The 23,963-nt window shown below is 59.6% G+C and carries 24 protein-coding genes; 15 read left to right on the forward strand and 9 right to left on the reverse strand.

The features are described 5' to 3' along the window. The first annotated feature begins 27 nt into the window (after positions 1–27). The 4 genes from KW849_RS15195 to KW849_RS15210 all read left to right on the forward strand — a co-directional run bounded on the left by KW849_RS15195 (position 28) and on the right by KW849_RS15210 (position 3,259). Positions 28–582: a hypothetical protein gene (locus KW849_RS15195; RefSeq protein WP_218430140.1), complete on the forward strand. Its 555-nt coding sequence runs from the start codon at positions 28–30 to the stop codon at positions 580–582. Between the two features lie 32 nt (positions 583–614). Then, entirely contained in the window at positions 615–1,892 is a 1,278-nt protein-coding gene (locus tag KW849_RS15200; protein WP_218430142.1) for a flavohemoglobin expression-modulating QEGLA motif protein, read from the forward strand. Positions 1,893–2,018: 126 nt separating this feature from the next. Continuing rightward, the gene (locus tag KW849_RS15205; RefSeq protein WP_218430144.1) at positions 2,019–2,933 is read left to right on the forward strand and encodes an alpha/beta hydrolase; all 915 of its coding nucleotides are present in this window, start codon (positions 2,019–2,021) and stop codon (positions 2,931–2,933) included. After that, positions 2,930–3,259 carry a hypothetical protein gene (locus KW849_RS15210; protein ID WP_007975029.1) on the forward strand — a complete coding sequence of 110 codons (330 nt, stop codon included), beginning with the start codon at positions 2,930–2,932 and terminating at the stop codon, positions 3,257–3,259. Before KW849_RS15205 ends, KW849_RS15210 begins: the two co-directional genes overlap by 4 nt. A 202-nt stretch (positions 3,260–3,461) precedes the next feature. Here the strand turns inward: KW849_RS15210 and KW849_RS15215 are convergent, their stop codons facing one another. The 3 genes from KW849_RS15215 to KW849_RS15225 all read right to left on the reverse strand — a co-directional run bounded on the left by KW849_RS15215 (position 3,462) and on the right by KW849_RS15225 (position 5,438). After that, positions 3,462–4,259, reverse strand: a complete 798-nt coding sequence (locus tag KW849_RS15215) for an OmpA family protein (protein WP_218430146.1) — start codon at positions 4,257–4,259, stop codon at positions 3,462–3,464. 46 nt (positions 4,260–4,305) lie between these two features. Beyond that, on the reverse strand, positions 4,306–4,719 hold the full coding sequence (locus tag KW849_RS15220) for a DUF4398 domain-containing protein (protein ID WP_218430147.1): 414 nt from the start codon (positions 4,717–4,719) through the stop codon (positions 4,306–4,308). A 374-nt stretch (positions 4,720–5,093) separates the two neighbouring features. Next, positions 5,094–5,438, reverse strand: coding sequence for a pilin assembly protein (locus KW849_RS15225; protein ID WP_104450704.1), 345 nt, complete (start codon positions 5,436–5,438; stop codon positions 5,094–5,096). A gap of 200 nt (positions 5,439–5,638) precedes the next feature. On the opposite strand from KW849_RS15225, the gene ppc reads away from it, so the two are divergent. The 6 genes from ppc to KW849_RS15255 all read left to right on the forward strand — a co-directional run bounded on the left by ppc (position 5,639) and on the right by KW849_RS15255 (position 12,291). Next, on the forward strand, positions 5,639–8,269 hold the full coding sequence (gene ppc / locus KW849_RS15230; RefSeq protein WP_218430149.1) for a phosphoenolpyruvate carboxylase: 2,631 nt from the start codon (positions 5,639–5,641) through the stop codon (positions 8,267–8,269). A 288-nt stretch (positions 8,270–8,557) separates the two neighbouring features. Continuing rightward, positions 8,558–9,205: an adenylate kinase gene (adk, locus tag KW849_RS15235; protein ID WP_108216627.1), complete on the forward strand. Its 648-nt coding sequence runs from the start codon at positions 8,558–8,560 to the stop codon at positions 9,203–9,205. Positions 9,206–9,299: 94 nt separating this feature from the next. Beyond that, the gene (gene tsaB / locus KW849_RS15240) at positions 9,300–9,974 is read left to right on the forward strand and encodes a tRNA (adenosine(37)-N6)-threonylcarbamoyltransferase complex dimerization subunit type 1 TsaB (protein ID WP_218430150.1); all 675 of its coding nucleotides are present in this window, start codon (positions 9,300–9,302) and stop codon (positions 9,972–9,974) included. A gap of 295 nt (positions 9,975–10,269) precedes the next feature. Beyond that, positions 10,270–10,575, forward strand: coding sequence for a hypothetical protein (locus KW849_RS15245; RefSeq protein WP_218430152.1), 306 nt, complete (start codon positions 10,270–10,272; stop codon positions 10,573–10,575). Further along, positions 10,575–11,435: a DUF72 domain-containing protein gene (locus tag KW849_RS15250; RefSeq protein WP_218430154.1), complete on the forward strand. Its 861-nt coding sequence runs from the start codon at positions 10,575–10,577 to the stop codon at positions 11,433–11,435. The genes KW849_RS15245 and KW849_RS15250 overlap by 1 nt, the downstream gene beginning before the upstream one ends. Before the next feature lie 34 nt (positions 11,436–11,469). Then, positions 11,470–12,291: an isocitrate lyase/phosphoenolpyruvate mutase family protein gene (locus KW849_RS15255; RefSeq protein ID WP_218430156.1), complete on the forward strand. Its 822-nt coding sequence runs from the start codon at positions 11,470–11,472 to the stop codon at positions 12,289–12,291. Between the two features lie 3 nt (positions 12,292–12,294). Here the strand turns inward: KW849_RS15255 and KW849_RS15260 are convergent, their stop codons facing one another. Then, complete coding sequence (locus KW849_RS15260) at positions 12,295–12,915, reverse strand: energy transducer TonB (RefSeq protein WP_218430158.1); 621 nt, start codon at positions 12,913–12,915, stop codon at positions 12,295–12,297. 93 nt (positions 12,916–13,008) lie between these two features. On the opposite strand from KW849_RS15260, the gene KW849_RS15265 reads away from it, so the two are divergent. Then, on the forward strand, positions 13,009–13,791 hold the full coding sequence (locus KW849_RS15265) for a class I SAM-dependent methyltransferase (RefSeq protein WP_007995774.1): 783 nt from the start codon (positions 13,009–13,011) through the stop codon (positions 13,789–13,791). Positions 13,792–13,892: 101 nt separating this feature from the next. Here the strand turns inward: KW849_RS15265 and KW849_RS15270 are convergent, their stop codons facing one another. After that, positions 13,893–14,528 carry a TetR/AcrR family transcriptional regulator gene (locus KW849_RS15270; protein WP_218430160.1) on the reverse strand — a complete coding sequence of 212 codons (636 nt, stop codon included), beginning with the start codon at positions 14,526–14,528 and terminating at the stop codon, positions 13,893–13,895. 93 nt (positions 14,529–14,621) lie between these two features. On the opposite strand from KW849_RS15270, the gene KW849_RS15275 reads away from it, so the two are divergent. The 4 genes from KW849_RS15275 (at position 14,622) to KW849_RS15290 (ending at position 21,560) form a co-directional block, all read left to right on the forward strand. Next, complete coding sequence (locus KW849_RS15275) at positions 14,622–15,722, forward strand: efflux RND transporter periplasmic adaptor subunit (protein ID WP_218430162.1); 1,101 nt, start codon at positions 14,622–14,624, stop codon at positions 15,720–15,722. Positions 15,723–15,728: 6 nt separating this feature from the next. After that, on the forward strand, positions 15,729–18,794 hold the full coding sequence (locus KW849_RS15280; protein ID WP_218430164.1) for an efflux RND transporter permease subunit: 3,066 nt from the start codon (positions 15,729–15,731) through the stop codon (positions 18,792–18,794). 994 nt (positions 18,795–19,788) lie between these two features. Then, a complete protein-coding gene (locus KW849_RS15285; protein WP_218430167.1) occupies positions 19,789–20,070 on the forward strand; it encodes a DUF6124 family protein in 282 nt (93 codons plus the stop codon). 143 nt (positions 20,071–20,213) lie between these two features. Continuing rightward, the gene (locus KW849_RS15290; RefSeq protein WP_218430169.1) at positions 20,214–21,560 is read left to right on the forward strand and encodes a Fic family protein; all 1,347 of its coding nucleotides are present in this window, start codon (positions 20,214–20,216) and stop codon (positions 21,558–21,560) included. A 110-nt stretch (positions 21,561–21,670) separates the two neighbouring features. Here KW849_RS15290 and KW849_RS15295 read toward each other — a convergent pair whose 3' ends face one another. From KW849_RS15295 to KW849_RS15310, 4 genes are all read right to left on the reverse strand, one after another. Next, on the reverse strand, positions 21,671–22,360 hold the full coding sequence (locus KW849_RS15295; protein WP_218430171.1) for a DUF4197 domain-containing protein: 690 nt from the start codon (positions 22,358–22,360) through the stop codon (positions 21,671–21,673). A 27-nt stretch (positions 22,361–22,387) separates the two neighbouring features. Continuing rightward, positions 22,388–22,786 (reverse strand): YbaY family lipoprotein, encoded by a 399-nt coding sequence (locus KW849_RS15300; protein ID WP_218430173.1) that lies wholly within the window; start codon positions 22,784–22,786, stop codon positions 22,388–22,390. A 134-nt stretch (positions 22,787–22,920) separates the two neighbouring features. Beyond that, the gene (locus KW849_RS15305) at positions 22,921–23,256 is read right to left on the reverse strand and encodes a YbaY family lipoprotein (RefSeq protein WP_218430175.1); all 336 of its coding nucleotides are present in this window, start codon (positions 23,254–23,256) and stop codon (positions 22,921–22,923) included. A gap of 245 nt (positions 23,257–23,501) precedes the next feature. Then, on the reverse strand, positions 23,502–23,849 hold the full coding sequence (locus KW849_RS15310; RefSeq protein ID WP_218430177.1) for a YbaY family lipoprotein: 348 nt from the start codon (positions 23,847–23,849) through the stop codon (positions 23,502–23,504). Positions 23,850–23,963 lie beyond the last annotated feature (114 nt).

A 23,963-nucleotide genomic window follows, 5' to 3' on the forward strand; every position in this document is an offset into this window, starting at 1 on the left:
CAGCGGTGTGTTCATAGGGAGTATTGAATGAAAGCCTGGCGTGTCGTTGTGATCGCCTTGTCGTTCCTGCTGCTCGGTGGCTGTCTGGTGACCTTCAAGGAACCGCTGCCCACAAGCGAACCCGCGCCCAAAGGATTACTCGGCAAATGGACCAGCACCAATGCCTGGGGCGAGCCGCTCAACCTCGAACTGACCCGCATCGGCGACAACCGTTATCAGGCCGTCAGCTACTACCGGGCCAGGCCCAGGGAACGTGAAGCCTACCCGTTCACCCTGTCGCGCCATGGCAACCGTTGGTATCTGTCGGCGAAGGTGCCGGCGCAATTCGGCGGGCATTTCACCATTGGCGGGTTTGAACTGACCGACAAGCATGAGCTGGTGGTGTACAACCTCGACCTCGACCAGATCAACCAGGCCATGAAGCAAAAAGCCCTGAACGGCGAAAGCTTCCAGACCAACGACGGGGATGGCGTATTGATCGACAGCAACATGGATCAAGTCGCCGCCTACCTCGACGACCCGGCCAATACCGATGTGTTCGTCGAAGCGGTGCGCTATCAGCGTCAGGCCAAAGCCAAATAACCGGCACCAACGGGTTTCTACAGGAGTTTCGGGTGGACGATTACCAACAGTCGATACGCATTTTGTCCGATCGTATTGTGGTGGCGCAGACGCCGATCCGCGTCCTCGATGCGGTCAAATGGGACGACAACATTCGCAAGGGCTTCCTCAAGGCCGATGGCAAGGAAATGCCGGCGGTGGATCGCGACTACTACCTCAACCGGCCGCTGGCGTTCGATTCGAGCAACGTGAAGCTGGAGTTCCAGAACATCGAGCGCGACATTACCCGCCAGCTCGGTCAGTTCAACCCGGTCGGCCAGATCATGCGGCGCATGTGCAAGGAATACCGCATGGTGGTGCGTATGCTCGAAGCGCGTGGCACCGAGGATTTCGGCCTGATTTCCCAGGAGTTGTACGGCGCAGCGTCCGACGCGTTCCACGCCGGCGACCCGACGCTGTCCGACCTGGGCATGATGCTGTCCGAATACCTGAACAACATCGACGGTCGTGGTGACCTCAAGGATGAACCGAAGACATTGACCGCCAAGGAGGCCGTCAGCCTGCTGCAACACCGCTTGAACAAAGTGTTCGGCGAAGCCGAGGATACCATTCGGGTGTTCGAGTCGGACGGCATCGTCGCCGATGCGGCGGCGGGTGCCGACTACATCAAGATCCGCGCCGACGCGATGTTCAACGACCGCGATGTGCGCGCCCTGGAAGTCCACGAAGGGCTGGTGCATGTCGGCACTACGCTCAACGGCCTGAACCAGCCGATCTGCACCTTCCTCGCCAAAGGCCCGCCCTCGTCGACGGTCACCCAGGAAGGCCTGGCGATTCTGATGGAAATCATCACCTTCGCCTCGTACCCGAGTCGCCTGCGCAAACTCACCAACCGCACCCGTGCGATTCACATGGTGGAGGAGGGCGCGGACTTCCTGCAGGTGTTCGAGTTCTTCCGCGAGCAAGGTTTCGAGATGCCCGAGAGCTATAGCAACGCCAGTCGCGTTTTCCGTGGCTCGGTGCCGACAGGTCTGCCATTTACCAAAGACTTGTCCTACCTCAAGGGCTTCATCATGATTTACAACTACATTCAACTGGCCGTGCGCAAAGGCAAGCTGGAGCAGATACCGCTGTTGTTCTGCGGCAAGACCACGCTGGAAGACATGCGCACTTTGCGCCAGTTGGTGGACGAAGGCATGGTAGTGCCGCCCAAGTACCTGCCGGAACAGTTCCGCGACATGAACGCGCTGTCGGCGTGGATGTGCTTCTCCAACTTCCTCAACCACCTGAGCCTGGACCGGATCGAGGCGGATTACTCGAACATCCTGTGATGCTGTCAAAAGATCGCAGCCTTCGGCAGCTCCTACACTGATCCCCTGTAGGAGCTGCCGAAGGCTGCGATCTTGGCAATTGGAGCTTCACCGAAAATCCTTCCTTCCATCGCGAGGTTTCACCGGATGAGAACCCTCGGCATCCTCTGTCTTCTCCTGGTCTTGAACGGCTGCAGTTCGCTGCTGTTCTACCCCGAACCCGGCCAGTTGTTCACTCCGGAAAAGGCCGGGCTCGAATACCGCACGGTCACCTTGAACACCGCCGATGGCCTCAAGCTGAACGCCTGGTGGCTGCCGGTGAAGATGGGTGTCGAGGTCAAAGGCACGGTGTTGCACCTGCACGGCAACGGCGGAAACCTGCCCATGCACCTCGGCGGGAGCTTTTGGTTGCCGAAAAATGGTTACCAGGTGTTGCTTGTGGACTATCGCGGATATGGCTTGTCCGAAGGTGAGCCAAGCCTGCCGGCGATGTATCAGGATATCGACGCCGCATTCGCCTGGCTGGACAAGGCGCCGGAGGTCAAGGGCAAGCCGTTGATCCTGCTCGGCCAGAGCCTTGGTGGCTCGATGGCCGTGCATTACCTGGTGCAGCACCCGCAACGGCAGAAACAACTCAAGGCCATCGTCCTCGATGGCGTACCCGCCAGTTACCGCAGCGTCGGTCAGTATGCGTTGAGCAATTCATGGGTGTTCTGGACGTTCCAGGTGCCGTTGTCCTGGCTGGTGCCGGATGGTGACAGCGCGATCAACTCCATGGCGCAACTCAAGGATGTGCCGAAACTGCTCTACCACAGCATCGACGATCCGATCGTGCCTCTTTCCAACGGCATCCGGTTGTATCAAGCTGCGCCGCCGCCGCGGGTGCTGCAACTGACCCGTGGCGGTCATGTGCAGACGTTCGCCAACCCGGTCTGGCGTAAAGTCATGCTGCGTTATCTCGATGACCCGCAGCATTTCAACGGCCTGCGCCGCCTGGGTGAAATCCCCAATTACCCGGCACCCCCGAATTCCGAAGATGAACCACCAGAGAGTCCGCAATGAGTGAAGAACGTAACGCCATCCCGCTGATCATCACCGGTATCTGCAGCATCCTCGGCACCGTCGGCGCCCTGTGGTGGTACGGCTACCTGCACTTCGCCAAGCCCGAGGATGCGTTGCTGCTCAACGAATTCACCATGCTCAAGACCATTCCGGGCGAAGACTACAAAGTCTCTCTGGAACCGGCCGCGCAAGTCGCGCAGTGCATCGATGGCGTGCTGGTGCTGTTCGACATGGAACAGAAAGGCCTGACCGGCGTGCTGGTCGACAGCAAGAAAAAAGCCGTGCGCTGCATGGGGCAGGAAACGCCGCAGAAGCTGGAGCCGTAACTCAATTTTTCGCAGGCAACACAGAACCAATGTGGGAGCGAGCTGTGGCGAGGGGGCTTGCCCCCGTTCGAGTGCGCAGCACTCACAAGGTCTTCGATACATCGAAATTTTGGGGCTGCTTCGCAGCCCAACGGGGCGGTGCGGCGTTCCGACAAGCCCCCTCGCCACAGCTCGCTCCCACAGGTTTTTGTGTTGTGGCTGATTATTGGGTGTATGAACTCACCGCCGAACGCGGCATCACCGGCTGACTGTCATTGGAAATGGTCACCTCCACCCGACGGTTCATCGCCCGGCCCGAGGTGCTGCTGTTATCTGCCACGGGGTACTCCTTGCCGTAACCCTGGGTGACGATACGCGCCGGATCAACGCCCATCTTCACCAGTGCAGCACGTACGGAACCCGCGCGACGCTCCGACAGCGACTGATTGTGTGACGCTGTACCGGTGCTGTCGGTATAGCCCTCGACAATCACTTTGCGCTCGGGGTTTTCCTGGAGGTACTGCGCCAGTTTATTGATGTTCGCCAGGCCGTTGGCTTTCAGCTCGGCCTTGTCGGTGGCGAACAGCACATCCCCGAAGGTCACCAGCGTCCCGCGATCGGTCTGCCTGGCGTTGAGGCTGTCCTTCAACTGTTTGATCTGCTGATCACGGGCGTCGAGGCGGGCCTGAGCCCGTTGCGCCGAGGCATCTTTCAGACTGGCCTCGGCGGTGCGCAGGGCGATGGTCTGCTTGGCCACTTCGACGCGTTGATTGGTCAAATAGGCAAGCTGGTCGACCTTGGCCGCGTCCTCCTTGTCCATGTAGGCCTTATCGGCCATGTCCAGGTAATCACTGGCCTCCTTGGTTTCCAGGGCCGCAACCTTGGCCGCTTGCGGATCGGTTTGCAGGCCGGTGTAGTTGCTGCGGGCCTGTTCGAGGTTGGCGTTGGGTGGTGTGGAGCAGGCTGTCAGGGCTACGGTGACAGCCAGCAGGGCAGGGATCATCAATTGATCAGGTTTCATGATTTCGTCCTTTTAGTCGAGTGGAAATGCGGGGGGGCCGCGCCGCTTACTGAACGCTGCGCTGGCCTTCCTGACGCAATTCCTGGACGCCTTTCTGCGCGTCCTTCACTGATTGTTCGGCCTTCATCGCCTGGGCCTTGCGCTCGGCCACGCGAGCGTCCCATTCGGCCTGTTCAGCGAGCATCCGGGCCTGGTCGTATTTCTTGTCGTGCATGGCGATTTCGGCTTGCTTGAGCTTGTCCTGGGCCGACTTCATTTCCACGGCGGCGAACTCGGTGCCGCCGGCGCTCACGGCATCGTTGACGGCCGATTGGGTGACTGCGTACTGCTCGGTCGGCGGGTTACCGGCGCAGCCGGCCAGGACCAGGCAGCTGCCCAGGGCCAACGCCGCCAGTTTCAGGCTTTGCGAACAGGTAAATGAGGGGGTTCCGGTTCGGGTTTTCATGGTCTTCAACTCCATTGGGCCAATTCCTGAAAAACGTCGAAGTCCACCCTGGGCAAGGCGCTGAAACCATCAATTGAGGGGTGTTTTGAAACGCTCGTCCCAGGCGTGGTTACTTGGGTTGACCCGAGGCTTTTTTTGAAAGTTCAGAGAATTTAGCCGGCTATTGAAAAAGTCATGATCGAGTCGGTCGGGCTTCAGGACGGGGATTTGCGCCAGGCGCAGCCGTGTTTCCAGGCCTTTGGTCGGCCCGATGAGGCGTGGCTTTTGAAGGGGAATACAGGTCAATGTGGGAGCGAGCCTGCTCGCGAAAGCGTCGTGTCAGTCAACATTCATTCCAGCTGACAGAGCGCCTTCGCGAGCAGGCTCGCTCCCACAGGTACTGTGGAAAATCAGTGTTTCTGTTTGTCGTCAGGCATCGACAAATCATGCAAATGCCGACGGGACAGCGCCAGAAAGCGCGGGGTCGGCCCGATGTCTTCGTACAGCGGATCGCCTTCTTCATCGGTGGCGACCACGGTCGAACCTTTGACATACGGGAAGCTTCTTTCCAGCTCTTCCAGCGCGGCACCGATCAGGTCGCCGAGCAGTTCTTCGGGATGCCGCTTGGGGTACATCTCGACGAGCGCGGCCAGCCGTGCGGCAGACTCCACGTCCAGATGAATCGAGTAGCCGGTGTCGGTCAGGCGACCCTTGGCGTTTTCTTCCCAGTGGTGGGCAAGCTCGCGGATTTTCATATTGACCTCATTGCGCTCCCGCTCGTGGCAGGCAGGGTGAGTGTCCGGCATTGGCCGGCGATAGCCATTGTGCGGCTTATCTTCAGACTAGCTTCAACAGGCAAGGTTTAAAGTCCCTTCGTCGTCTTGCTTGTAAGAACCCGTCTGGGGCGGCACTCTTTAGGTTCTTAGCCGCCCGGATTTTTGCTGGAGACCTGCTGATGACCGATATTGATGCACGCTTGCGCGAGGACGTTCACCTGTTGGGTGAGCTGTTGGGCAACACCATTCGTGAGCAATATGGCGATGGTTTTCTCGACAAGATCGAGCAGATCCGCAAGGGCGCCAAGGCTGACCGGCGCGGCTCCATGGACGCCGAACTCAGTGCCAGCCTCAACCAGTTGACCGAAGACGAGTTGCTGCCGGTGGCGCGGGCGTTCAACCAGTTTCTCAACCTGGCCAATATCGCCGAGCAATATCAGTTGATTCACCGCCGCGAGGAATCCCAGGAGGCGCCGTTCGAAGCCCGGGTGTTGCCGGAGTTGCTTGCGCGCCTGCGCGCCGAGGGGCATGGCGCCGACGCGCTGGCTCGGCAACTGGGCCGGCTGGAGATCGAGCTGGTACTCACGGCGCATCCCACCGAAGTAGCACGCCGCACGCTGATCCAGAAGTACGACGCCATCGCCGCGCAACTGGCGGCTCAGGATCACCGTGACCTGACCAGTGCCGAGCGCGAGCAGATCAAGACCACCTTACAGCGTCTGATCGCCGAAGCCTGGCACACCGAAGAAATTCGCCGCACGCGTCCGACGCCGGTGGACGAAGCCAAGTGGGGCTTCGCGGTGATCGAGCATTCACTGTGGCAGGCCATTCCCAATTATCTGCGCAAGGCCGATCAGGCCCTGCACACTGCCACCGGCTTGCGCTTGCCACTGGAGGCGGCACCGATTCGTTTCGCCTCGTGGATGGGCGGCGACCGCGACGGCAACCCCAACGTGACCGCTGCGGTCACTCGTGAAGTTTTACTCTTGGCGCGCTGGATGGCGGCCGATTTGTACCTACGGGATGTCGATCGCCTCGCCGCTGAACTGTCGATGCAGCAGGCCAACGATGAATTGAGGGCCAAGGCCGGTGACAGCGCCGAACCTTACCGGGCCGTGCTCAAACAGCTGCGCGAACGCCTGCGGGCGACGCGCAACTGGGCACATGCCGCCTTGTCGACGCCAACGCCGGCACCGGCCGATGTGCTGCAAAACAACCGCGAACTGCTCGATCCGCTGGAGCTTTGCTACCACTCTTTGCACGAGTGCGGCATGGGCGTGATCGCCGACGGGCCGTTGCTCGATTGCCTGCGTCGGGCAGTGACGTTCGGTCTGTTCCTTGTTCGTCTGGATGTGCGCCAGGACTCGTCGCGGCACACCGCGGCGATGACCGAAATCACCGACTACCTTGGACTGGGAAGCTACGAGGACTGGAGCGAGGAAGAGCGCATCGCCTTTCTGATGCGCGAATTGAGCAATCGTCGTCCCTTGTTGCCGGCGTACTTCAAGCCTTCGGCAGACACCGCCGAGGTGCTGGCGACCTGCCGGGAAATCGCCGCTGCGCCTGAGGCATCCCTCGGTTCCTATGTGATTTCCATGGCTGGTGCGGCTTCCGATGTACTCGCCGTGCAGTTGTTGCTCAAAGAGTCCGGCGTGTTGCGGCCGATGCGCGTGGTGCCGCTGTTTGAAACCCTCGCCGACCTCGACAATGCCGGCCCGGTGATCGAAAAGCTGCTGCTGTTGCCGGGCTATCGCGCGCGCCTGCAAGGGCCGCAGGAAGTGATGATCGGCTACTCCGACTCGGCCAAGGACGCCGGCACCACGGCGGCGGCCTGGGCGCAGTACCGGGCACAGGAGCGTTTGGTGGACATCTGTCGTGCGCAGCAAGTGGAACTGCTGTTGTTCCACGGTCGCGGCGGTACCGTGGGGCGAGGCGGCGGCCCGGCCCATGCGGCGATCCTGTCGCAGCCTCCGGGTTCGGTGGCGGGGCGCTTCCGCACCACTGAACAGGGCGAAATGATTCGATTCAAATTCGGCCTGCCGGACATCGCCGAACAGAACCTCAACCTGTACCTGGCCGCCGTGCTCGAGGCGACCTTGCTGCCGCCGCCGCCACCTACGCCCGAGTGGCGCCATCTGATGGACGAACTGGCCGCAGACGGTGTCAGCGCTTACCGCGCCGTGGTGCGGGAAAATCCGCAGTTCGTGGAGTATTTCCGCCAGTCCACGCCGGAACAGGAGCTCGGTCGTTTGCCGCTGGGCAGCCGTCCGGCCAAGCGTCGAGCCGGGGGGATCGAAAGCCTGCGGGCGATTCCGTGGATTTTCGGCTGGACCCAAACGCGCCTGATGCTGCCGGCCTGGCTGGGTTGGGAAGCGGCCCTGAGCAAGGCCCTGGAGCGCGGCGAAGGCGAACTGCTGGGGCAGATGCGTGAGCAGTGGCCGTTCTTCCGCACCCGCATCGATATGCTGGAAATGGTCCTGGCCAAGGCCGATGCCGACATTGCGCAGTCTTACGATGAGCGTCTGGTGGAGCCGAATCTGTTGCCATTGGGTGCGCATTTACGCGACCTATTGTCGCAGGCATGCACCATCGTTCTCGGCCTGACCGGGCAGTCGCAGCTGCTGGCACATAGCCCGGCGACCCTTGAGTTCATCCGCTTGCGCAACACCTACCTCGACCCGCTTCATCTATTGCAGGCCGAGTTGTTGGCCCGTTCAAGAGTGCAGGACGTGGCGCAGGGCAGCCCGGTAGAACAGGCCTTGCTGGTGTCTGTGGCGGGGATTGCCGCCGGTTTGCGTAACACCGGCTAAGATTTTTGCCGTGGGGTCAGGCATCCGGCAGGTGAGCCGGATGCCGCCGTATGACGGGTTGAAAAGTGCTGTCAGGCGACAGTTAATGATGGGGTTGCGACTTGGCAAACCGCGCGCAATGGTCGCAAGAGGGAGCGGTTTCTCCGACTTTTGGCGTCTTGTGTGGGCGCACCCTGCTGTGTATCTTGAGCAGCCTTTGGCCGTTTGGGCGGTCACGACCCTATTTTTGAGATTGGCCCCACGAGGCGAATCTGACGTTATCCATATAAAAAATTGAGGAGCACATCGATGCGCGTCATTCTGCTGGGAGCTCCCGGGGCCGGTAAAGGTACTCAGGCTAAGTTCATCACCGAAAAATTCGGCATTCCACAAATCTCCACCGGCGACATGCTGCGTGCAGCGGTCAAGGCCGGCACCGAGTTGGGCATCAAGGCTAAAAGCATCATGGATGCCGGTGGCCTGGTGTCCGATGACCTGATCATCGCACTGGTCAAGGACCGCATCGCCCAGTCCGACTGCGCCAACGGTTTCCTGTTCGACGGCTTCCCGCGCACCATTCCCCAGGCTGAAGCCCTGGTGACGGCCGGCGTCGAGCTGGATGCAGTGGTTGAAATCGCCGTCGAAGACGAAGAAATCGTCCAGCGTATCGCCGGTCGCCGTGTTCACGAGGCCAGCGGCCGCGTGTACCACATCGTCTACAACCCGCCGAAAGTAGCTGGCAAAGACGACGTCACTGGTGAAGAGCTGGTACAGCGCAAGGACGACACCGAAGAAACCGTGCGTCATCGCCTGTCGGTCTACCACTCCCAGACCAAGCCGCTGGTGGATTTCTACCAGAAGCTGGCGGCTGCCAATGGCAAGCCGCAGTACAGCCACATCGAAGGCGTCGGTTCGGTTGAAGCGATCACCGCCAAGGTGCTTGCAGCCCTGAGCTGAAAAACCTGATCCGCTGCATCATCCACGGCCCGCTTGCGGGCCGTAGTTGTTTATACTGACGCACTTTTTTCTGACCTCTTTTACGGAAACATCGATGAGCACCTTGCTGGCCCTGGACACCGCGACTGAAGCTTGCTCCGTTGCCTTGCTGCATGACGGCAAGGTCACGAGCCATTACGAGGTGATCCCGCGCCTGCACGCGCAGAAGTTGTTGCCGATGATCCAGCAGTTACTGGCCGATGCGGGCACCACGCTACAAGCGGTCGACGCCATTGCGTTCGGTCGTGGCCCGGGCGCCTTCACGGGCGTACGCATCGCCATCGGCGTGGTGCAAGGCTTGGCGTTTGCCCTGGATCGCCCGGTGTTGCCGGTGTCGAACCTGGCCGTGCTGGCGCAACGTGCGCTGCGCGAACACGGCGCCACTCAGGTCGCCGCCGCCATCGATGCGCGCATGGATGAAGTGTATTGGGGCTGCTACCGCGAAACGGCCGGGGAGATGCGCCTGGTGGGGGCGGAAGCGGTATTGCCGCCGGAGTCCGCTGCATTGCCGGCCGATGCCAGCGGCGAATGGTTCGGCGCGGGCACTGGTTGGGGATATGCCGAGCGTATCGCTGTCAGCCTGAGCGGGCAGGATGCAGGCATGTTGCCCCATGCTGAGGATCTGCTGACCCTGGCGCGATTTGCCTGGGAGCGCGGCGAGGCGATTGTGGCAGACGAGGCGCAGCCGGTTTATCTGCGTGACAAGGTGGCGACGCCTAAGGCGCGGTAATCTGTACGACCTCTGAGGTGAGGGAGTTTCTGTGGCGAGGGAGCTTGCTCCCGCTGGGCTGCGAAGCGGCCCCCAATTTCATCAGGCGCAACTCGCCGTCAGGTTTTGCGACGGCTTCGCCGCCGAACGGGAGCAAGCTCCCTCGCCACAAAATAATTCACCCATCGGCCAATCGTCATTTTCTAACCCCGGCTTTTAAACCTTTTGCCTTTTATGTGTTCTAGTTATCACTCGGCGGTTTGCGATGTGGGAAATGCGCCACTAAACTGCCATCACTGATTCCGAGTATGCACGCATGCGTATAGACGGCGCCTCCTCTCAGTCCTACCCCATCAAGCGCAAACCTCGCCAAGGCCGCGTGCTGGAGGACGACGCCATTGATATCGAAGGCGAGCTGGAATTTCCGACTGAAGAGCAATTGGCTGCCCGCGCTGCCAAAGCCTCTGCGCAAAAACTGAGCAATCTCCCCGCCCGTCAGCAAGACCTGATTTACCACCGTGTCATGAGCAAAAGCGTGGCGACAGCCCTGGCCAGCTACCTGAGCACCGCCGGTTTTGTCGATTGGGATACGGATGTGCTGGGTCTCGACCTGTACATCTGATGTTGCTGCCGTATTACCTCGGTTGCCCATCCTGGAGCGAGAACGCCTGGCGCGATTACCTGTATCCGCCGGACGCCAAACCCGCCAATTTTCTTGATCTCTATTCCCAGGTATTCAATGCCGTAGAAGGCAACACGACTTTCTACGCGAGCCCGGCTGCCAGCACCGTGCAGCGTTGGGCCGATACCATGCCCGAACATTTTCGTTTCACCGCCAAGTTTCCCGGCGAGATCAGCCACGGTGGAGACCTGCGCGAGCAGCTGACCGCCGCCGAAACCTTCGTGCAATTGCTCAGCCCTCTCGGTGAGCGGGTGTCGCCACTGTGGTTGCAGCTGTCGAAAAGCTTCACGCCCCAACGATTGCCCGAACTGGCCGGATTTATCGATGCCCTGCAGCGGCCGCTGGCCGTGGAAGTGCGGCATGACGAGTTTTTCGCCAAGGGTGACAGCGAGCGAATGCTCAATCGTCTGTTGCTGGATCGTGGCGTCGAACGCATCTGTCTCGATCCCCGTGCGCTGTTCAGTTGCACCTCGACCGAACCTTCGGTGCTCCACGCACAATCGAAGAAACCCCGTGTGCCACCGCGTCCGGCGGCATTTACGCAATGCCCGCAGGTGCGTTTTATCGGCCATCCGACGCTTGAGGCCAACGATACGTTCCTGGAGCCGTGGGTCGAAAAAATCGCGGTGTGGATCGAAGAAGGTCGCACGCCGTACATCTTCCTGCACACCGCCGACAATTTACTGGCCGCGAAGCTGGCGCAGCGCTTTCACGCCAGGCTGATGCTGCGTTTGCCTGGCTTGCCGGCGCTGCCTGAGCTATACAGAGAACCCGCCATCGAGCAACTTGGCCTGCTCTGAGGCGGATTCTTTCCCCTCTTCAGGAGCCTGCCCAATGGATGCGCAAACCCTTCGAGCCCAGGCGTTCAAAACCCTTCATGAACGCCCCGGGGCTTTTGTGATTCCCAATCCGTGGGATGCCGGCTCGGCGAAAATGCTCGCCAGCCTCGGCTTCGAGGCGCTGGCGACCACCAGTGCCGGTTATGCCTTTTCCCAAGGACGTGCCGACGGTGGATTGACCCTCGACGATACCCTGTTGAACGTTCAGGCGATTGTCACCGCCACCGACCTGCCGGTTGCGGTGGACCTGGAAAACGGCTTTGCCGACAACCCGGCCGACTGCGCGAAAAGCATCTTGCGCGCGGCAGAGGCCGGCGCCGTCGGTGGTTCGATCGAAGATGCCACCGGTCGCGAAGAGGGCCCGATCTACTGTTTCGAACATGCCGTGGCGCGCATAGAGGCCGCTGTGGCTGCCGCTCGCAGTCTGCCGTTCTCCTTCACATTGACCGCCCGGGCGGAAAACTTCCTGCACGGCAATCCCGATCTGGCCGACACCATCCGCCGCTTGCAGGCATTTGCCGAGGCCGGTGCCGACGTGCTCTACGCGCCGGGCCTGCGCAGCGCCGAGGATGTGTTGGCGGTGGTGCGCGCCGTGGCGCCGAAACCGGTGAATGTGTTGATGTCGGGGGGCTTGAAGCTGACGGTCGCGCAGTTGGGTGAGATGGGCGTCAAACGCATCAGCGTCGGTTCGGCGCTCGCACTGGCGGCCTATGGCGAATTCTTTCGCGCCGCCGAAGAGATCCAGACGTCAGGCACGTTCGGTTTCACCTCCCGGTCGATGCCGTATCAGAAGGCCAATCAATTCTTCAAAGGCTGAGGGTCAGGCGGCGATACGCAGGTTCTGCAAGATAATCGGGCGGGCCCAGCCATTATCGAAATCGAGTTGTTTCTGCTGCTCCAGCCGTTCTTGCGGCGAGAACGGCGGGAACGGCTTGTCGAGAAGGTCGAGTTCGAATTCGGCAATAGGCAGGTGCAGCGGACGCGGTTGTGGGGCAGGGCCTGCTTCGTATACCGGCTGGCCGGCTTTGAGCACGATCGGGCGAACCCAGCCGCTTTCGAAGTCCTGCTGTTTTTGCTGGGCGACGATTTCATCCATCGGGAACGGTGGGAACGGCTTGTCGGCCAGGTCCATTTCGAATTCGGCAATCGGCAGGAACAGTGGCTCGGGCGGGCGGATTACATTGTCTTTCACCTCGCATTCGCGCTGGGCCACGATGTGCTCCAGCAGCTCGCTGCCGACGGTCGGCTCGACAGGGCTTTGGAGATCGACCGGTGGAAAGTTCAGCGATTGCGGCAGCACTGCACCCGACTGTTCAGCCAGCGCCCGGGCAAAGAAATCCTGCCAGATGTGGCTGACGCCGCTCAGTGCCTGGGTATTTCGCAGGCTGTAATCGCCGTAGGGGGAGATAAAACCTGTGATTGTGGGTTGAATGTCTGACATTTCTCTCGGTCGACGCTCAGCTCTGGCAAAATGCTCGATAGTTTTGTTATCGGCCGTTTTTGCCGATCATTAATTTTTTGAGCGTGTTTTCCGATGATTGATCAACCTGCGGCCTGCCGCATCCATGTCCAGGCCCTGGACGCGGCTTTCGAGCCACAAGCCGAGCAATGGGCCGAGCGCCTGGGCTTGCCGATGCAAGTGGCGGACGGTGAATTTGCCTTGCAGGTGGGCGACCAGGGTTTGCAGCTGCAACAGCTGGGGCCGGATGCACCGGGGCCGGTGCGGGTGGACTTCGTCGAGGGCGGTGCGGCCCATCGCCGGTTGTACGGCGGCGGCAGCGGGCAGATGATCGCCAAGGCTGTTGGCGTTGCCCAGGGTGTGCGTCCGCGGGTGCTGGATGCCACGGCGGGGCTGGGTAAAGACGCGTTCGTGCTGGCCAGTCTCGGTTGCGAGATGAGCCTGATCGAGCGTCAGCCGCTGATTGGCGCCTTGCTGGAAGACGGCCTGGCCCGTGGCGCGGAAGATTTCGATGTGGCGCCGATCGTGGCGCGCATGCGCTTGCTCAAGGGCAACTCGATCGAGGTGATGCGCAACTGGGAAGGCGAGCCGCCGCAGGTGATCTATCTCGACCCGATGTTCCCGCATCGTGAGAAAACTGCGCTGGTGAAGAAGGAAATGCGCCTGTTCCGGCCATTGGTGGGCGATGACCCGGATGCGCCGGCATTGCTCGAAGCTGCCTTGGCCCTGGCCAGCCACCGGGTGGTGGTCAAGCGCCCGCGCAAGGCACCGTGCATCGACGGGCCGAAGCCGAGCCATGCGCTCGATGGCAAGTCCAGTCGGTATGACATCTATCCGAAGAAGGCGCTTAAGCCCTGAAAAGATCGCAGCCTGCGGCAGCTCCTACAGAGGAATGCGGTCTTCTGTAGGCGCTGCCGCAGGCTGCGATCTCTTTGCATGCAACACTTTTTCTATTCGAATCAGGGCCGATAAGCCCGCATAAACAACCCCACCACTTCCTGCACGTGACTCTCGGCGGCCTCGTCGTCCAACGGCTCGCCACAGCCGAAGAGCAGCCGGAAATTCGCTGCGCCCTTGAGCAGGCAGAAGAAGTGTTCTGCTGCATTGCGCGGTTTGTCGATGCGCAATACGCCGCTTTCGTTGACCTTGCTCAACAAGCGTTCCATACCGTGCAGCATGCGCTGAGGCCCGGCCTCGAAGAAGATCAGTGAGAGTTTTGGGTCCTGACTGCCCAAGGCCATGATCAAACGGTGCAGGTTCAACGATTCGTCACTGTTGATCAGTTGATGAAATCCGCGTGCGATGTTCAGCAGCACGGTTTCCACCGCAACCCCTTGCGGCAGTTCGAAGAACAACGTCGGCAACTGCTCCTCGCACTTGGCCATCACGGCGGCGGAGAACAGCGTCTCCTTGTCGTTGAAGTGGCTGTAGACCGTCAGCTTCGACACACCGGCCTCGGCTGCGACGGCATCCATGCTGGTATTGGCATAACCCTTACTCAGAAACAGCACTTTGGCCGCATCGAGAATCGCCTGGCGCTTGACCAAATCCTTGGGTCTGCCTGGGCCACTGGGTGCTGAAAGATTGTTTGGCATATTCGTTTTTATTACTGGACTGGTGAGTTTGCTATTAATAACATACTGCTCAGTATAATTATTCAAAGCACCATTAGCGAAAGGTCCTTTACCATGTTCCGCTATGCCTTGCCCCTCGCGTTGCCAGTCACCCTGGCTTTTTTATTGTCTGCGTGTGGTCACGAAGAGGCACCGACAGCCAGCGTGCGCCCGGCCATGGTGGTCCAGCCAGAGCCTTCGGCGCAGTCCATGGAAAGCTATCCCGGTGAAGTTCGCGCGCGTTATGAGCCGGACCTGGCGTTCCGTATTGGCGGTAAAGTCAGCCGACGACTGGTTGAAGAGGGGCAGCGGGTCAAGGCCGATCAGCCATTGGCGGAGCTCGACCCTCAGGACGTGCGGCTGCAACTGGAGGCTACCCGGGCCCAGGTCGCCGCCGCCGAGGCCAACCTGAACCTGGTGCGTTCCGAGCGTGATCGCTACAAGACCCTGATGGAGCGCCAACTGGTCAGCCGCTCGCAGTACGACAACGCCGAAAACCTCTACCGTTCCGGCGAAGCGCGCCTCAAGCAAATCAAAGCCGAATTCAACGTCTCCAATAACCAGGCCAGCTACGCCGTGTTGCGTGCGCCGCAGGACGGTGTCGTGGCCAAGCGTCTGGTGGAAGTCGGGCAAGTCGTGGCCGCCGGGCAAACGGTGTTCACCCTGGCCACCGATGGCGAGCGCGAAGTCTTGATCAGCCTGCCGGAGCAGAATTTCGGTCGCTTCAAGGTCGGTGAGCCGGTGTCGGTGGAACTCTGGACTCAGCCCGACCAGCGTTTTGCCGGGCGCATCCGTGAGCTGTCGCCGGCAGCCGACCCCAAGTCGCGTACCTTCGCGGCGCGTATCGCCTTCAACACCGGCACAGTGCCTGTCGAACTGGGCCAGAGCGCCCGGGTGTTCGTGCAGGCCGCCGATGTGGTTCCACTGTCCGTTCCGCTGTCTGCGCTGACGGCGGAAAACGGCGTGACCTATGTCTGGGTCGTCAGCGCCAACAATACTTTGAAAAAAGCCCCGGTGCGGGTCGGTGCCTTCGGCGAGAAAACCGTACCGGTGTTTGAGGGTCTCAACGCCAGCGACTGGGTCGTGGCCGCCGGTGTTCATGTGCTTCTGGAAGGGCAGCAGGTACGCCCGGTGGATCGCTCCAATCGTATGGTCAATCTGGCGAACAAGGAGTAAGCCCCGATGCGCTTCAACGTTTCCGAATGGGCGCTGCGTAATCGCCAGATCGTCCTGTTCCTGATGCTGTTGCTGGCCATCGTCGGCGCACTGTCCTACACCAAGCTCGGCCAGAGTGAAGACCCGCCGTTCACCTTCAAGGCCATGGTGATTCGCACCAACTGGCCGGGAGCGACCGCCGAGGAAGTCTCGCGCCAGGTCACCGAGCGCATCGAAAAGAAGCTGATGGAAACCGGCGAGTACGAGCGCATTGTGTCGTTCTCCCGTCCGGGCGAATCCCAGGTCACCTTCATCGCTCGCGACTCCATGCATTCGGTGGAGATCCCGGAGCTCTGGTATCAGGTGCGCAAGAAGATCAGCGACATCCGTCATACCCTGCCGCCGGGGATTCAGGGGCCGTTTTTCAACGATGAATTCGGCACCACGTTCGGCAATATCTACGCCCTGACCGGCGAGGGCTTCGACTACGCCGTGCTCAAGGATTACGCCGACCGCATCCAGATCCAGCTGCAACGGGTCAAGGATGTGGGCAAGGTCGAACTGTTGGGGTTGCAGGACGAGAAAGTCTGGATCGAACTCTCCAACGTCAAGCTCGCCACCCTCGGCTTGCCGCTGGCGGCCGTCCAGCAAGCCCTGGAAGAACAGAACGCGGTGTCGACGGCAGGTTTCTTCGAAACCAGCAGCGAGCGATTGCAACTACGGGTGACGGGGAATTTTCAGACGGTCGACGAGATCAAGAACTTCCCGATCCGCGTCGGTGATCGCACCTTCCGCATCTCCGACGTGGCGGACGTGCGCCGTGGTTTCAACGATCCTCCGGCGCCGCGCATGCGCTTCATGGCACAGGACGCCATCGGCCTGGCGGTGGCGATGAAGGATGGCGGTGACATTCTGGTGCTGGGCAAGGCGCTGGAAGTCGAGTTCGCCCGCATCCAGAAAAACCTCCCGGCCGGTATGGAGTTGCGCAAAGTCTCCGACCAACCGGCGGCGGTAAAAACCGGTGTCGGCGAGTTCGTGCAAGTGCTGGTCGAGGCGCTGGCCATTGTGTTGCTGGTGAGCTTCTTCTCCCTGGGCGTGCGCACCGGCATGGTGGTAGCGCTGGCGATTCCGCTGGTGCTGGCGATGACGTTCGCGTGCATGTATTACCTTGGCATCGGCCTGCACAAGATCTCCCTCGGCGCGCTGGTACTGGCCTTGGGGTTGCTGGTGGACGACGCGATCATCGCCGTGGAAATGATGGCGATCAAAATGGAGCAGGGTTTCGACCGGGTCAAAGCGGCGAGTTATGCCTGGACCAGTACCGCATTCCCTATGCTCACCGGTACGCTGATCACCGCGGCCGGCTTCCTGCCGATTGCCACGGCGCAATCGGGCACGGGTGAATACACCCGCTCGATCTTCGAGGTGGTCACCATCGCGCTGTTGGCGTCCTGGGTGGCCGCGGTGGTTTTCGTGCCGTACCTCGGGGAAAAACTCCTGCCGGACCTGGCGAAGATTCACGCCGCCAAACACGGTGCCGGCCAGCCGGATCCGTATGCCACGCCGTTTTACCAGCGCGTCCGGCGTCTGGTGGAATGGTGCGTGCGCTGGCGCAAAACCGTGATCGCGGCGACCGTGCTGTTGTTCATCGCTTCCATCGTGCTGTTCAAGTTTGTGCCGCAGCAGTTCTTCCCGGCATCGGGTCGCCTGGAGTTGATGGTTGATCTGAAACTGGCCGAAGGCGCTTCGCTGAGCAACACCGCTGACGAGGTCAAGCGCCTCGAGGCGCTGCTCAAGGACAAGGCCGGGATCGACAATTACGTGGCCTACGTCGGCACCGGTTCGCCGCGTTTCTACCTGCCGCTGGATCAGCAACTGCCGGCGGCGAGCTTCGCCCAGTTTGTCGTCCTGGCGAAAACCATCGAGGAACGAGAAACCCTGCGTATCTGGTTGATCTCCGCCCTCAATGAGCAATTCCCGGCCTTGCGCTCGCGGGTTACGCGCCTGGAAAACGGTCCGCCGGTTGGCTACCCGGTGCAGTTCCGCGTGACAGGGGAGCACATCGAGGAAGTGCGGGCGCTGGCGCGCAAAGTCGCGGCCAAGGTTCGCGAGAACCCGCATGTGGTCAACGTCCACCTGGATTGGGAAGAGCCGAGCAAGGTGGTGTACCTGAACATCGATCAGGACCGCGCGCGGGCGCTGGGCGTGAGCACGGCGAACCTGTCCAGGTTCCTGCAAAGCTCCCTGACCGGTTCCAGCGTCAGCCAGTACCGCGAAGACAACGAGTTGATCGAGATCCTGCTGCGCGGCACCTTGCATGAGCGCACTGAACTGTCGTTGCTGCCGAGCCTGGCGGTGCCGACCGATAACGGTCGCAGCGTCGCGTTGTCGCAGATTGCGACTCTGGAGTACGGCTTCGAAGAGGGCGTCATCTGGCACCGCAATCGCTTGCCCAACGTGACCGTTCGCGCGGACATCTATGACAAGCAGCAACCGGCGACGCTGGTGCAGCAGATCATGCCGACCCTCGATCCGATCCGCGCCGAACTGCCCGATGGGTACTTGCTGGATGTCGGCGGCACGGTGGAAGATTCGGCGCGTGGCCAGAATTCGGTGAAGGCCGGCGTGCCGTTGTTCATCGTGGTGGTGTTGACCTTGCTGATGCTGCAACTGCGCAGTTTCTCGCGCACGGCGATGGTGTTTCTGACGGCGCCGCTGGGGTTGATCGGGGTGACGCTGTTTCTGTTGGTGTTCCGCCAGCCGTTCGGTTTCGTGGCCATGCTGGGAACTATCGCGTTGTCGGGGATGATCATGCGTAACTCGGTGATTCTGGTGGACCAGATCGAGCAGGATATTGCGGCGGGGTTGAAGCCTTGGCAGGCGATTATCGAGGCGACGGTGAGGCGGTTTCGGCCGATTGTGTTGACGGCGCTGGCCGCCGTTTTGGCGATGATTCCGTTGTCGCGCAGTGTGTTTTTCGGGCCGATGGCGGTGGCGATCATGGGTGGACTGATTGTGGCCACGGCGTTGACGCTGCTGTTTTTGCCGGCCCTTTATGCAGCTTGGTTTCGGGTTCGCAAAGAGTCGGTTTGATGGTTTGGTCTTGGCGGCCTTCGGGCCGACCAAAATCTTGGTTGATTGAATACATATCCATTCCTGCGGTAACGGCCGCTGGTGGTTTCGCCCTTACGGCGAGTCCCTTTGGCAAACGCCCCAAAGGAACCAAAGGTCTCGCCCCTTACGTACGGCCCCTCGCTAAGGCTCGGTGTTCCTTCGCTCCGGTATTCATCCGGGGGCATTGCCCTCCGGTCGGCTTCGCTTCGACCTACATGCAATGGGTTCGACTGCGTCGAACGGCGCTGCGCGCCCATCCCCGGATGAACACCTCCACTCAGCCTGCCGAGGGGGCGGGTGGATCAAGATCAAGAGCTGCAGGCGAGCTAACGCTCGACCTGTTGAGTGGTGAAGAGCGGAGGTGTACGCCGATCTGCCTTTGCTTTTCTGTAGGAGCTGCGGTGCGGCGATCCGACTTGCCAGCGATGGCGGCCTGCCAGCCGACCTGATTTCGCGGATGTATCACTCCGTAGGAGCTGCCGAAGGCTGCGATCTTTTGATCTTGTTTGTCAGGAATAAAGCCAAAAGATCGCAGCCTCGTTGCACTCGACAGCTCCTACAGGGAAATGCGTACGCATGAAGAACCAGGCCTGCCAGCCGACCAATTTCCTGCAGATTCCCCCAATCCCTGTAGGAGCTGGCTTGCCAGAGAAGGCGGCCTGCCAGCCGACCTGTCTCCACCGGATGTACTCGGTTAAATTGTGGGAGCTGGCTTGCCAGCGAAGGCGGCCTGCCAGCCGACCTGTCTCTACCGGATGTACTCGGTCAAATTGTGGGAGCGAGCCTGCTCGCGATGACGGACTTACAGTCAACAATGTTTATCGCCCAAGCCAACAATTCAGACCATTCCCACAAGACTTTCAGCTTGCCCGTCGGAAGCACGATCTCTAGCCTTCGACCGTCGCTGCCAATTCAGCGACCGGGACTGCAAGCCCGCGAATAGTCGTTAGGCGCCTACTTTGGGAGCTTCGCAATGATCAAAGACAGTCCTGATTACTCTGCCTCCGAATCCGAAAAACAGACGAGAACTTCATTCCGCCCCTGCCCAATTTTCACCATCCGTCCAGACGTCAATTCCGAAACCCTCCTTGTCCATGCCTACGAAACCCTTGCCTCAGCGAATGTGATGGCAACCGAACTGTCGTCCATCCTGAGCGGCCCAGCCTGCAATCTGGCACTCGGCATTCAGCAGATGATTGTCCTGGCGCAGCTATCAGTGAATCGCGTCCTCGATCAGCTGGATCCGCAGCAATAGCAAAAGGAAAAAGCCTGCTGAACCTATACCGGCCAGCGGGCATTCATTGTTCCTACATTGATCTCGGACCCGTCTGATATTGAGGCTAAAAAGCCCAGGTGTTGTACTCAGAGCCCGGTTTCACGCATGTTTGAGACAGTGCCATGAAAAATCCACCCACCTTGAGGGGCCGGTCCGATCCGGTGTTCGATCGGCTGTTGCGATCGCCCCACAAGGAACGCCTTTCGCAATACCTCGCTTTGCTCAAGCCCCTGGACGATCAGGGGCGTTACCTGCCATTCGATTCATTGCGCTACCGCTGGGCGCCTGGGCTGGATTCGAACCTGTGCTGGGCCTTGGTCAAGAAAGCGCGGACTGCACAGTATTCGAGCCTTTTGCCATTGGGTGAACCGGCGTGCTGGCTGAAATTCATGCTGACGCCGCAGGCGCAAAAAGCCATTTCCGTAGTGGATCGTCAGGCGACGACCGCCGTGCTGGAGTACATGACCGGCCAGATTGGCGAGCGCGCTCATTTCAGCTATTTGCTCAATGATCTGATCGAAGACGAGGCCATCAGCAGCAGCCAGTTCGAAGGTGCGGCTACCACGACGCGGGTGGCCAAGGACATGCTCAAGCGCCATCGCTCACCGCGCACGCCTGATGAGCGAATGGTCATCGGTAACTTCAAGATGATGAACTTCGCCTGGGAGCAGCGTTACGAGCCACTGAGCGTTGACCTGATTGCAGCCATGCATCGGGTTGGTGTCGAGGGGATCGACGATTCTCAGTACTCGCCTGGCGCATTCAGGACCAACGATGACGTCGTAGTCCAGGATGGCGAGGGCAATACCGTGCATTCGCCACTGCCTGCAACAGGGCTGGTGTCACGTTTGCAGGTGCTGGCCAAGTGGATCAACCAACCCCACAACAACCCTCATCAAGCGAACTACCTTCATCCATTGATCAAAGCCATCGCGCTGCATTTTGTCTTGGGTTACGAGCATCCTTTTCGCGATGGCAACGGTCGGGTAGCGCGCGCGTTGTTTTACTGGTTCATGTTCAAAAATGATTACTCGGCGTTTCGCTACATCGCCATCAGTGTTTTGTTGCGCAATGCGCCGTTGAAGTACGGGCGGTCGTATCTGAATACCGAGGCGGATGACCTGGATCTGACGTACTTCATCGATTTCCAGTGTTCGGTGGTATTGCGGGCTGTGGGCAGTTTTACCGAGGCGTATCGGAAAAGTCTGGACGATGCGCAGCAATTTGATTGCTGGTTGCGTGAAAGTGGTTTTCTCGACCAGCTCACCGAGAAACAGCGGGCGTTGTTTCAAGTGGCCAGGAGCGGAATGGCCAAGGAGTTCACGGCGGTCAATGTGAAGGAGAATCTGGGTTGTTCTTACAACACAGCGTCAGCCATGCTAAATGGGCTGGTCGCGTTGAAGTTGTTCGAGAAACGCAAGATGGGGCGCGAGTGGGTATTCTTTCTACGACCGGTCTCGGCAACCTGATTCCTTGTAGGAGCGAGCTTGCTCGCGATTGCGCAATATCAGCCAGCATCGATGCCGACTGACACGACCTCGTCGCGAGCAAGCTCGCTCCTACAAGGATTGCGCGTGGCCTAGAGCGTTCCAAACACCTTCTTCGCCAAACTGGTCGCCGCAGCCGCCGGGTTCTGGCGGATGGTTTCTTCCTGTTTGCCGATCATTTCGAACAAGCCATTCAAGGCCTGCTCGGTGACGTAGTTTTCGACGTTGGCATTCTTCGCATCCACTACGCCCATGGTCGCCGCTTGCCCGGCGAACGAGTTGTACTGTTGGGCCAGGCCAACCTTGTCGGTGGCTTGCTTGACGATGGGCAGGAACTTGGCGCGGATCTGTTCGCGGCTGGTCTTGTTCAGGTATTGGGTGGCCGACTCGTTGCCGCCGCTGAGGATGCCCTTGGCGTCTTCAACGGTCATTTTCTTCACGGCATCGACGAGGATGGGCTGGGCCTGGGTCACGGCGGTTTCGGCCGCCTTGTTCATGCTGGCTTCCAGTTCATCGACCTGATCCCCCATGCCGAACTGTTTCATCTTGCTGGCGACTTTGCCCAGTTTGCCCGGCAGTTCGATTTTTACTTCGGGGTTGTTGCTGAAGCCCCCGGGAGTGCCGAGCTGTTTCACGGCCAGTTGCGCACCTTGGGTTAGGGCGTCCTTGAGACCACCGGTGGCGTCTTTTTGCGACAGATCGCTGAGCGACAGCGCCAGAGCGCTGGCAGAGATCATCAAGCCTGCGCATAGGCCGGCGAAGCGAAGGGTAGGGCGGAGCATGGCAGCTTCCTTGTTCAAAAAAGAGAATTAGCGAACGGCGTCGACGCGGATTTTCAGCGGTTGCGGGTCTTTGCCATCAAGCTGCACGGCATGGTTTTCGGTGGTGATGAACATCAGCTTGCCGTCGACTTCGATGCGCGCGCTGACCGAGTAGCGATGGCCTGGTTTGATCTGCGCCGGATCGTAACTCAGATAAAACGGCAGTGGCACCTGGCCTTTGACCTGACCTTTCTGTTCGTCGAGGACAATGGCCGGTGCGTCGGCCAGGGACACGTCCTGCAAGATTACGCTCAGGGTGGCGGTGGGCGGCAGGGCGCTGTGTTGCAGGTAAAAGACTTCGCCGTCGAGGCTGGCTTTCGGGGCAGGTTGCATGGATTGGCAGGCGCCGAGCAAAACCGTAAGCCCGAGGAGAGAGAGTTTTTTCATGAAGCGGATCCTTGTCGTTGGCGCCTGAAGAAAACCGGCGCCAACGACAATTTAGCGGATTTTGCCGGCGATAGCCCTGGTAACATGTTGCAATATGGTGCCAGGGATATCGCCCAACTTACCTCGGGGCGTACTCAGGTGCGGCTGACCAGCACTTCCTGCTCCTTTACATATTCGACACCCAGTTCTACCTGGTGTTGTTGAGTGGTGGTGAAGAGCAGACGGTCTTCGTGGGTGATGCTCGCGTTGATTGCATAGGTATGGCCGGGCAGGACATCGGCAAGCTTGTATATCAGGTTGAAGTTCAGCCCGACATTTTCTGCATTGGGAGTGATCTGTACGGCCAGTTCCTTAGCGGCGACCTCTTGCAGGCTGACATCCAGCAGGCGGACATGAAGAGTCGAGCCAAGTGGCAGCCCAATCTTTTCGAGATAAGTTACGTTGCCTGTAATTTCTTTTTGGCCGTTCATTTTGATTTCCTTATCAATTAGTCGTCGGTATTGACGAGTGCTAACCATAAAGCCGATATCGCGATTTCTATGTAGGACAATTCCTGCGATATAAGACGAAGAGTATGCTCGATATAGCAGAAGCATCCTTGCTTCGACCAAATACACGAGGGGTCAGGGCGGCTTACCAACTCCGCCACATCTTCACTGTGATGCAGTACCACCTGTTGGGCCGGCAATCGCAAGTGTTTTTCCTTGATAGGAGTTTAGGCGAGCTCTCTCGGGTTGTAATTCATGAAAATACTCACGGAAGGAGTTGTTTGACTCAAGTCAACCGGATAATGTTGGCGGGCGGTATGAGTTACAGAGCTGAGAGAGTTGATTTCAGCATAGATACCGTACTTCTCAGCGTGATTTACTTGCAGTGGATCAAAGTGAATTTTGAACTTCACGGTCTGCTCAGCCTCTGTCGGAGCAAGTGCGATGATCTGTTTTTCCAAGACGCCTTGGGTGTTCAGGTTAACCAGTACGACTTTGAGTGCGGTATTGGCGAAGATTTGGTCTTCTTTAAGATGCACTTCTCCGTATACATAAATATTGTCAGTCTTGCTCATTTTTCAATGTCCTTATTTAAGATTGAGCACCCTCTGTGGGCGCTCAATAAAGATAGGCGATGAACAAATTTATTTATGTAGGAATTGTCATTTTTAAGGAGGGGTTGTGTTGTT

This window comes from Pseudomonas sp. PDM26 (assembly GCF_019219185.1).
Classification (GTDB): Bacteria; Pseudomonadota; Gammaproteobacteria; order Pseudomonadales; family Pseudomonadaceae; genus Aquipseudomonas.

Excerpts from the sequence above, each read along its gene's own strand:
- adk (WP_108216627.1), top strand. The coding sequence starts at position 8,558 with ATGCGCGTCATTCTGCTGGGAGCTCCCGGGGCCGGTAAAGGTACTCAG.
- KW849_RS15280 (WP_218430164.1), top strand. The coding sequence starts at position 15,729 with ATGCGCTTCAACGTTTCCGAATGGGCGCTGCGTAATCGCCAGATCGTC.
- KW849_RS15270 (WP_218430160.1), bottom strand. The coding sequence starts at position 14,528 with ATGCCAAACAATCTTTCAGCACCCAGTGGCCCAGGCAGACCCAAGGAT.
- KW849_RS15255 (WP_218430156.1), top strand. The coding sequence starts at position 11,470 with ATGGATGCGCAAACCCTTCGAGCCCAGGCGTTCAAAACCCTTCATGAA.
- ppc (WP_218430149.1), top strand. The coding sequence starts at position 5,639 with ATGACCGATATTGATGCACGCTTGCGCGAGGACGTTCACCTGTTGGGT.
- KW849_RS15210 (WP_007975029.1), top strand. The coding sequence starts at position 2,930 with ATGAGTGAAGAACGTAACGCCATCCCGCTGATCATCACCGGTATCTGC.
- KW849_RS15275 (WP_218430162.1), top strand. The coding sequence starts at position 14,622 with ATGTTCCGCTATGCCTTGCCCCTCGCGTTGCCAGTCACCCTGGCTTTT.
- KW849_RS15285 (WP_218430167.1), top strand. The coding sequence starts at position 19,789 with ATGATCAAAGACAGTCCTGATTACTCTGCCTCCGAATCCGAAAAACAG.
- KW849_RS15220 (WP_218430147.1), bottom strand. The coding sequence starts at position 4,719 with ATGGAGTTGAAGACCATGAAAACCCGAACCGGAACCCCCTCATTTACC.
- KW849_RS15305 (WP_218430175.1), bottom strand. The coding sequence starts at position 23,256 with ATGAACGGCCAAAAAGAAATTACAGGCAACGTAACTTATCTCGAAAAG.
- KW849_RS15245 (WP_218430152.1), top strand. The coding sequence starts at position 10,270 with ATGCGTATAGACGGCGCCTCCTCTCAGTCCTACCCCATCAAGCGCAAA.
- KW849_RS15260 (WP_218430158.1), bottom strand. The coding sequence starts at position 12,915 with ATGTCAGACATTCAACCCACAATCACAGGTTTTATCTCCCCCTACGGC.
- KW849_RS15300 (WP_218430173.1), bottom strand. The coding sequence starts at position 22,786 with ATGAAAAAACTCTCTCTCCTCGGGCTTACGGTTTTGCTCGGCGCCTGC.
- KW849_RS15195 (WP_218430140.1), top strand. The coding sequence starts at position 28 with ATGAAAGCCTGGCGTGTCGTTGTGATCGCCTTGTCGTTCCTGCTGCTC.
- tsaB (WP_218430150.1), top strand. The coding sequence starts at position 9,300 with ATGAGCACCTTGCTGGCCCTGGACACCGCGACTGAAGCTTGCTCCGTT.
- KW849_RS15290 (WP_218430169.1), top strand. The coding sequence starts at position 20,214 with ATGAAAAATCCACCCACCTTGAGGGGCCGGTCCGATCCGGTGTTCGAT.
- KW849_RS15215 (WP_218430146.1), bottom strand. The coding sequence starts at position 4,259 with ATGAAACCTGATCAATTGATGATCCCTGCCCTGCTGGCTGTCACCGTA.
- KW849_RS15205 (WP_218430144.1), top strand. The coding sequence starts at position 2,019 with ATGAGAACCCTCGGCATCCTCTGTCTTCTCCTGGTCTTGAACGGCTGC.
- KW849_RS15310 (WP_218430177.1), bottom strand. The coding sequence starts at position 23,849 with ATGAGCAAGACTGACAATATTTATGTATACGGAGAAGTGCATCTTAAA.
- KW849_RS15265 (WP_007995774.1), top strand. The coding sequence starts at position 13,009 with ATGATTGATCAACCTGCGGCCTGCCGCATCCATGTCCAGGCCCTGGAC.
- KW849_RS15250 (WP_218430154.1), top strand. The coding sequence starts at position 10,575 with ATGTTGCTGCCGTATTACCTCGGTTGCCCATCCTGGAGCGAGAACGCC.
- KW849_RS15225 (WP_104450704.1), bottom strand. The coding sequence starts at position 5,438 with ATGAAAATCCGCGAGCTTGCCCACCACTGGGAAGAAAACGCCAAGGGT.
- KW849_RS15295 (WP_218430171.1), bottom strand. The coding sequence starts at position 22,360 with ATGCTCCGCCCTACCCTTCGCTTCGCCGGCCTATGCGCAGGCTTGATG.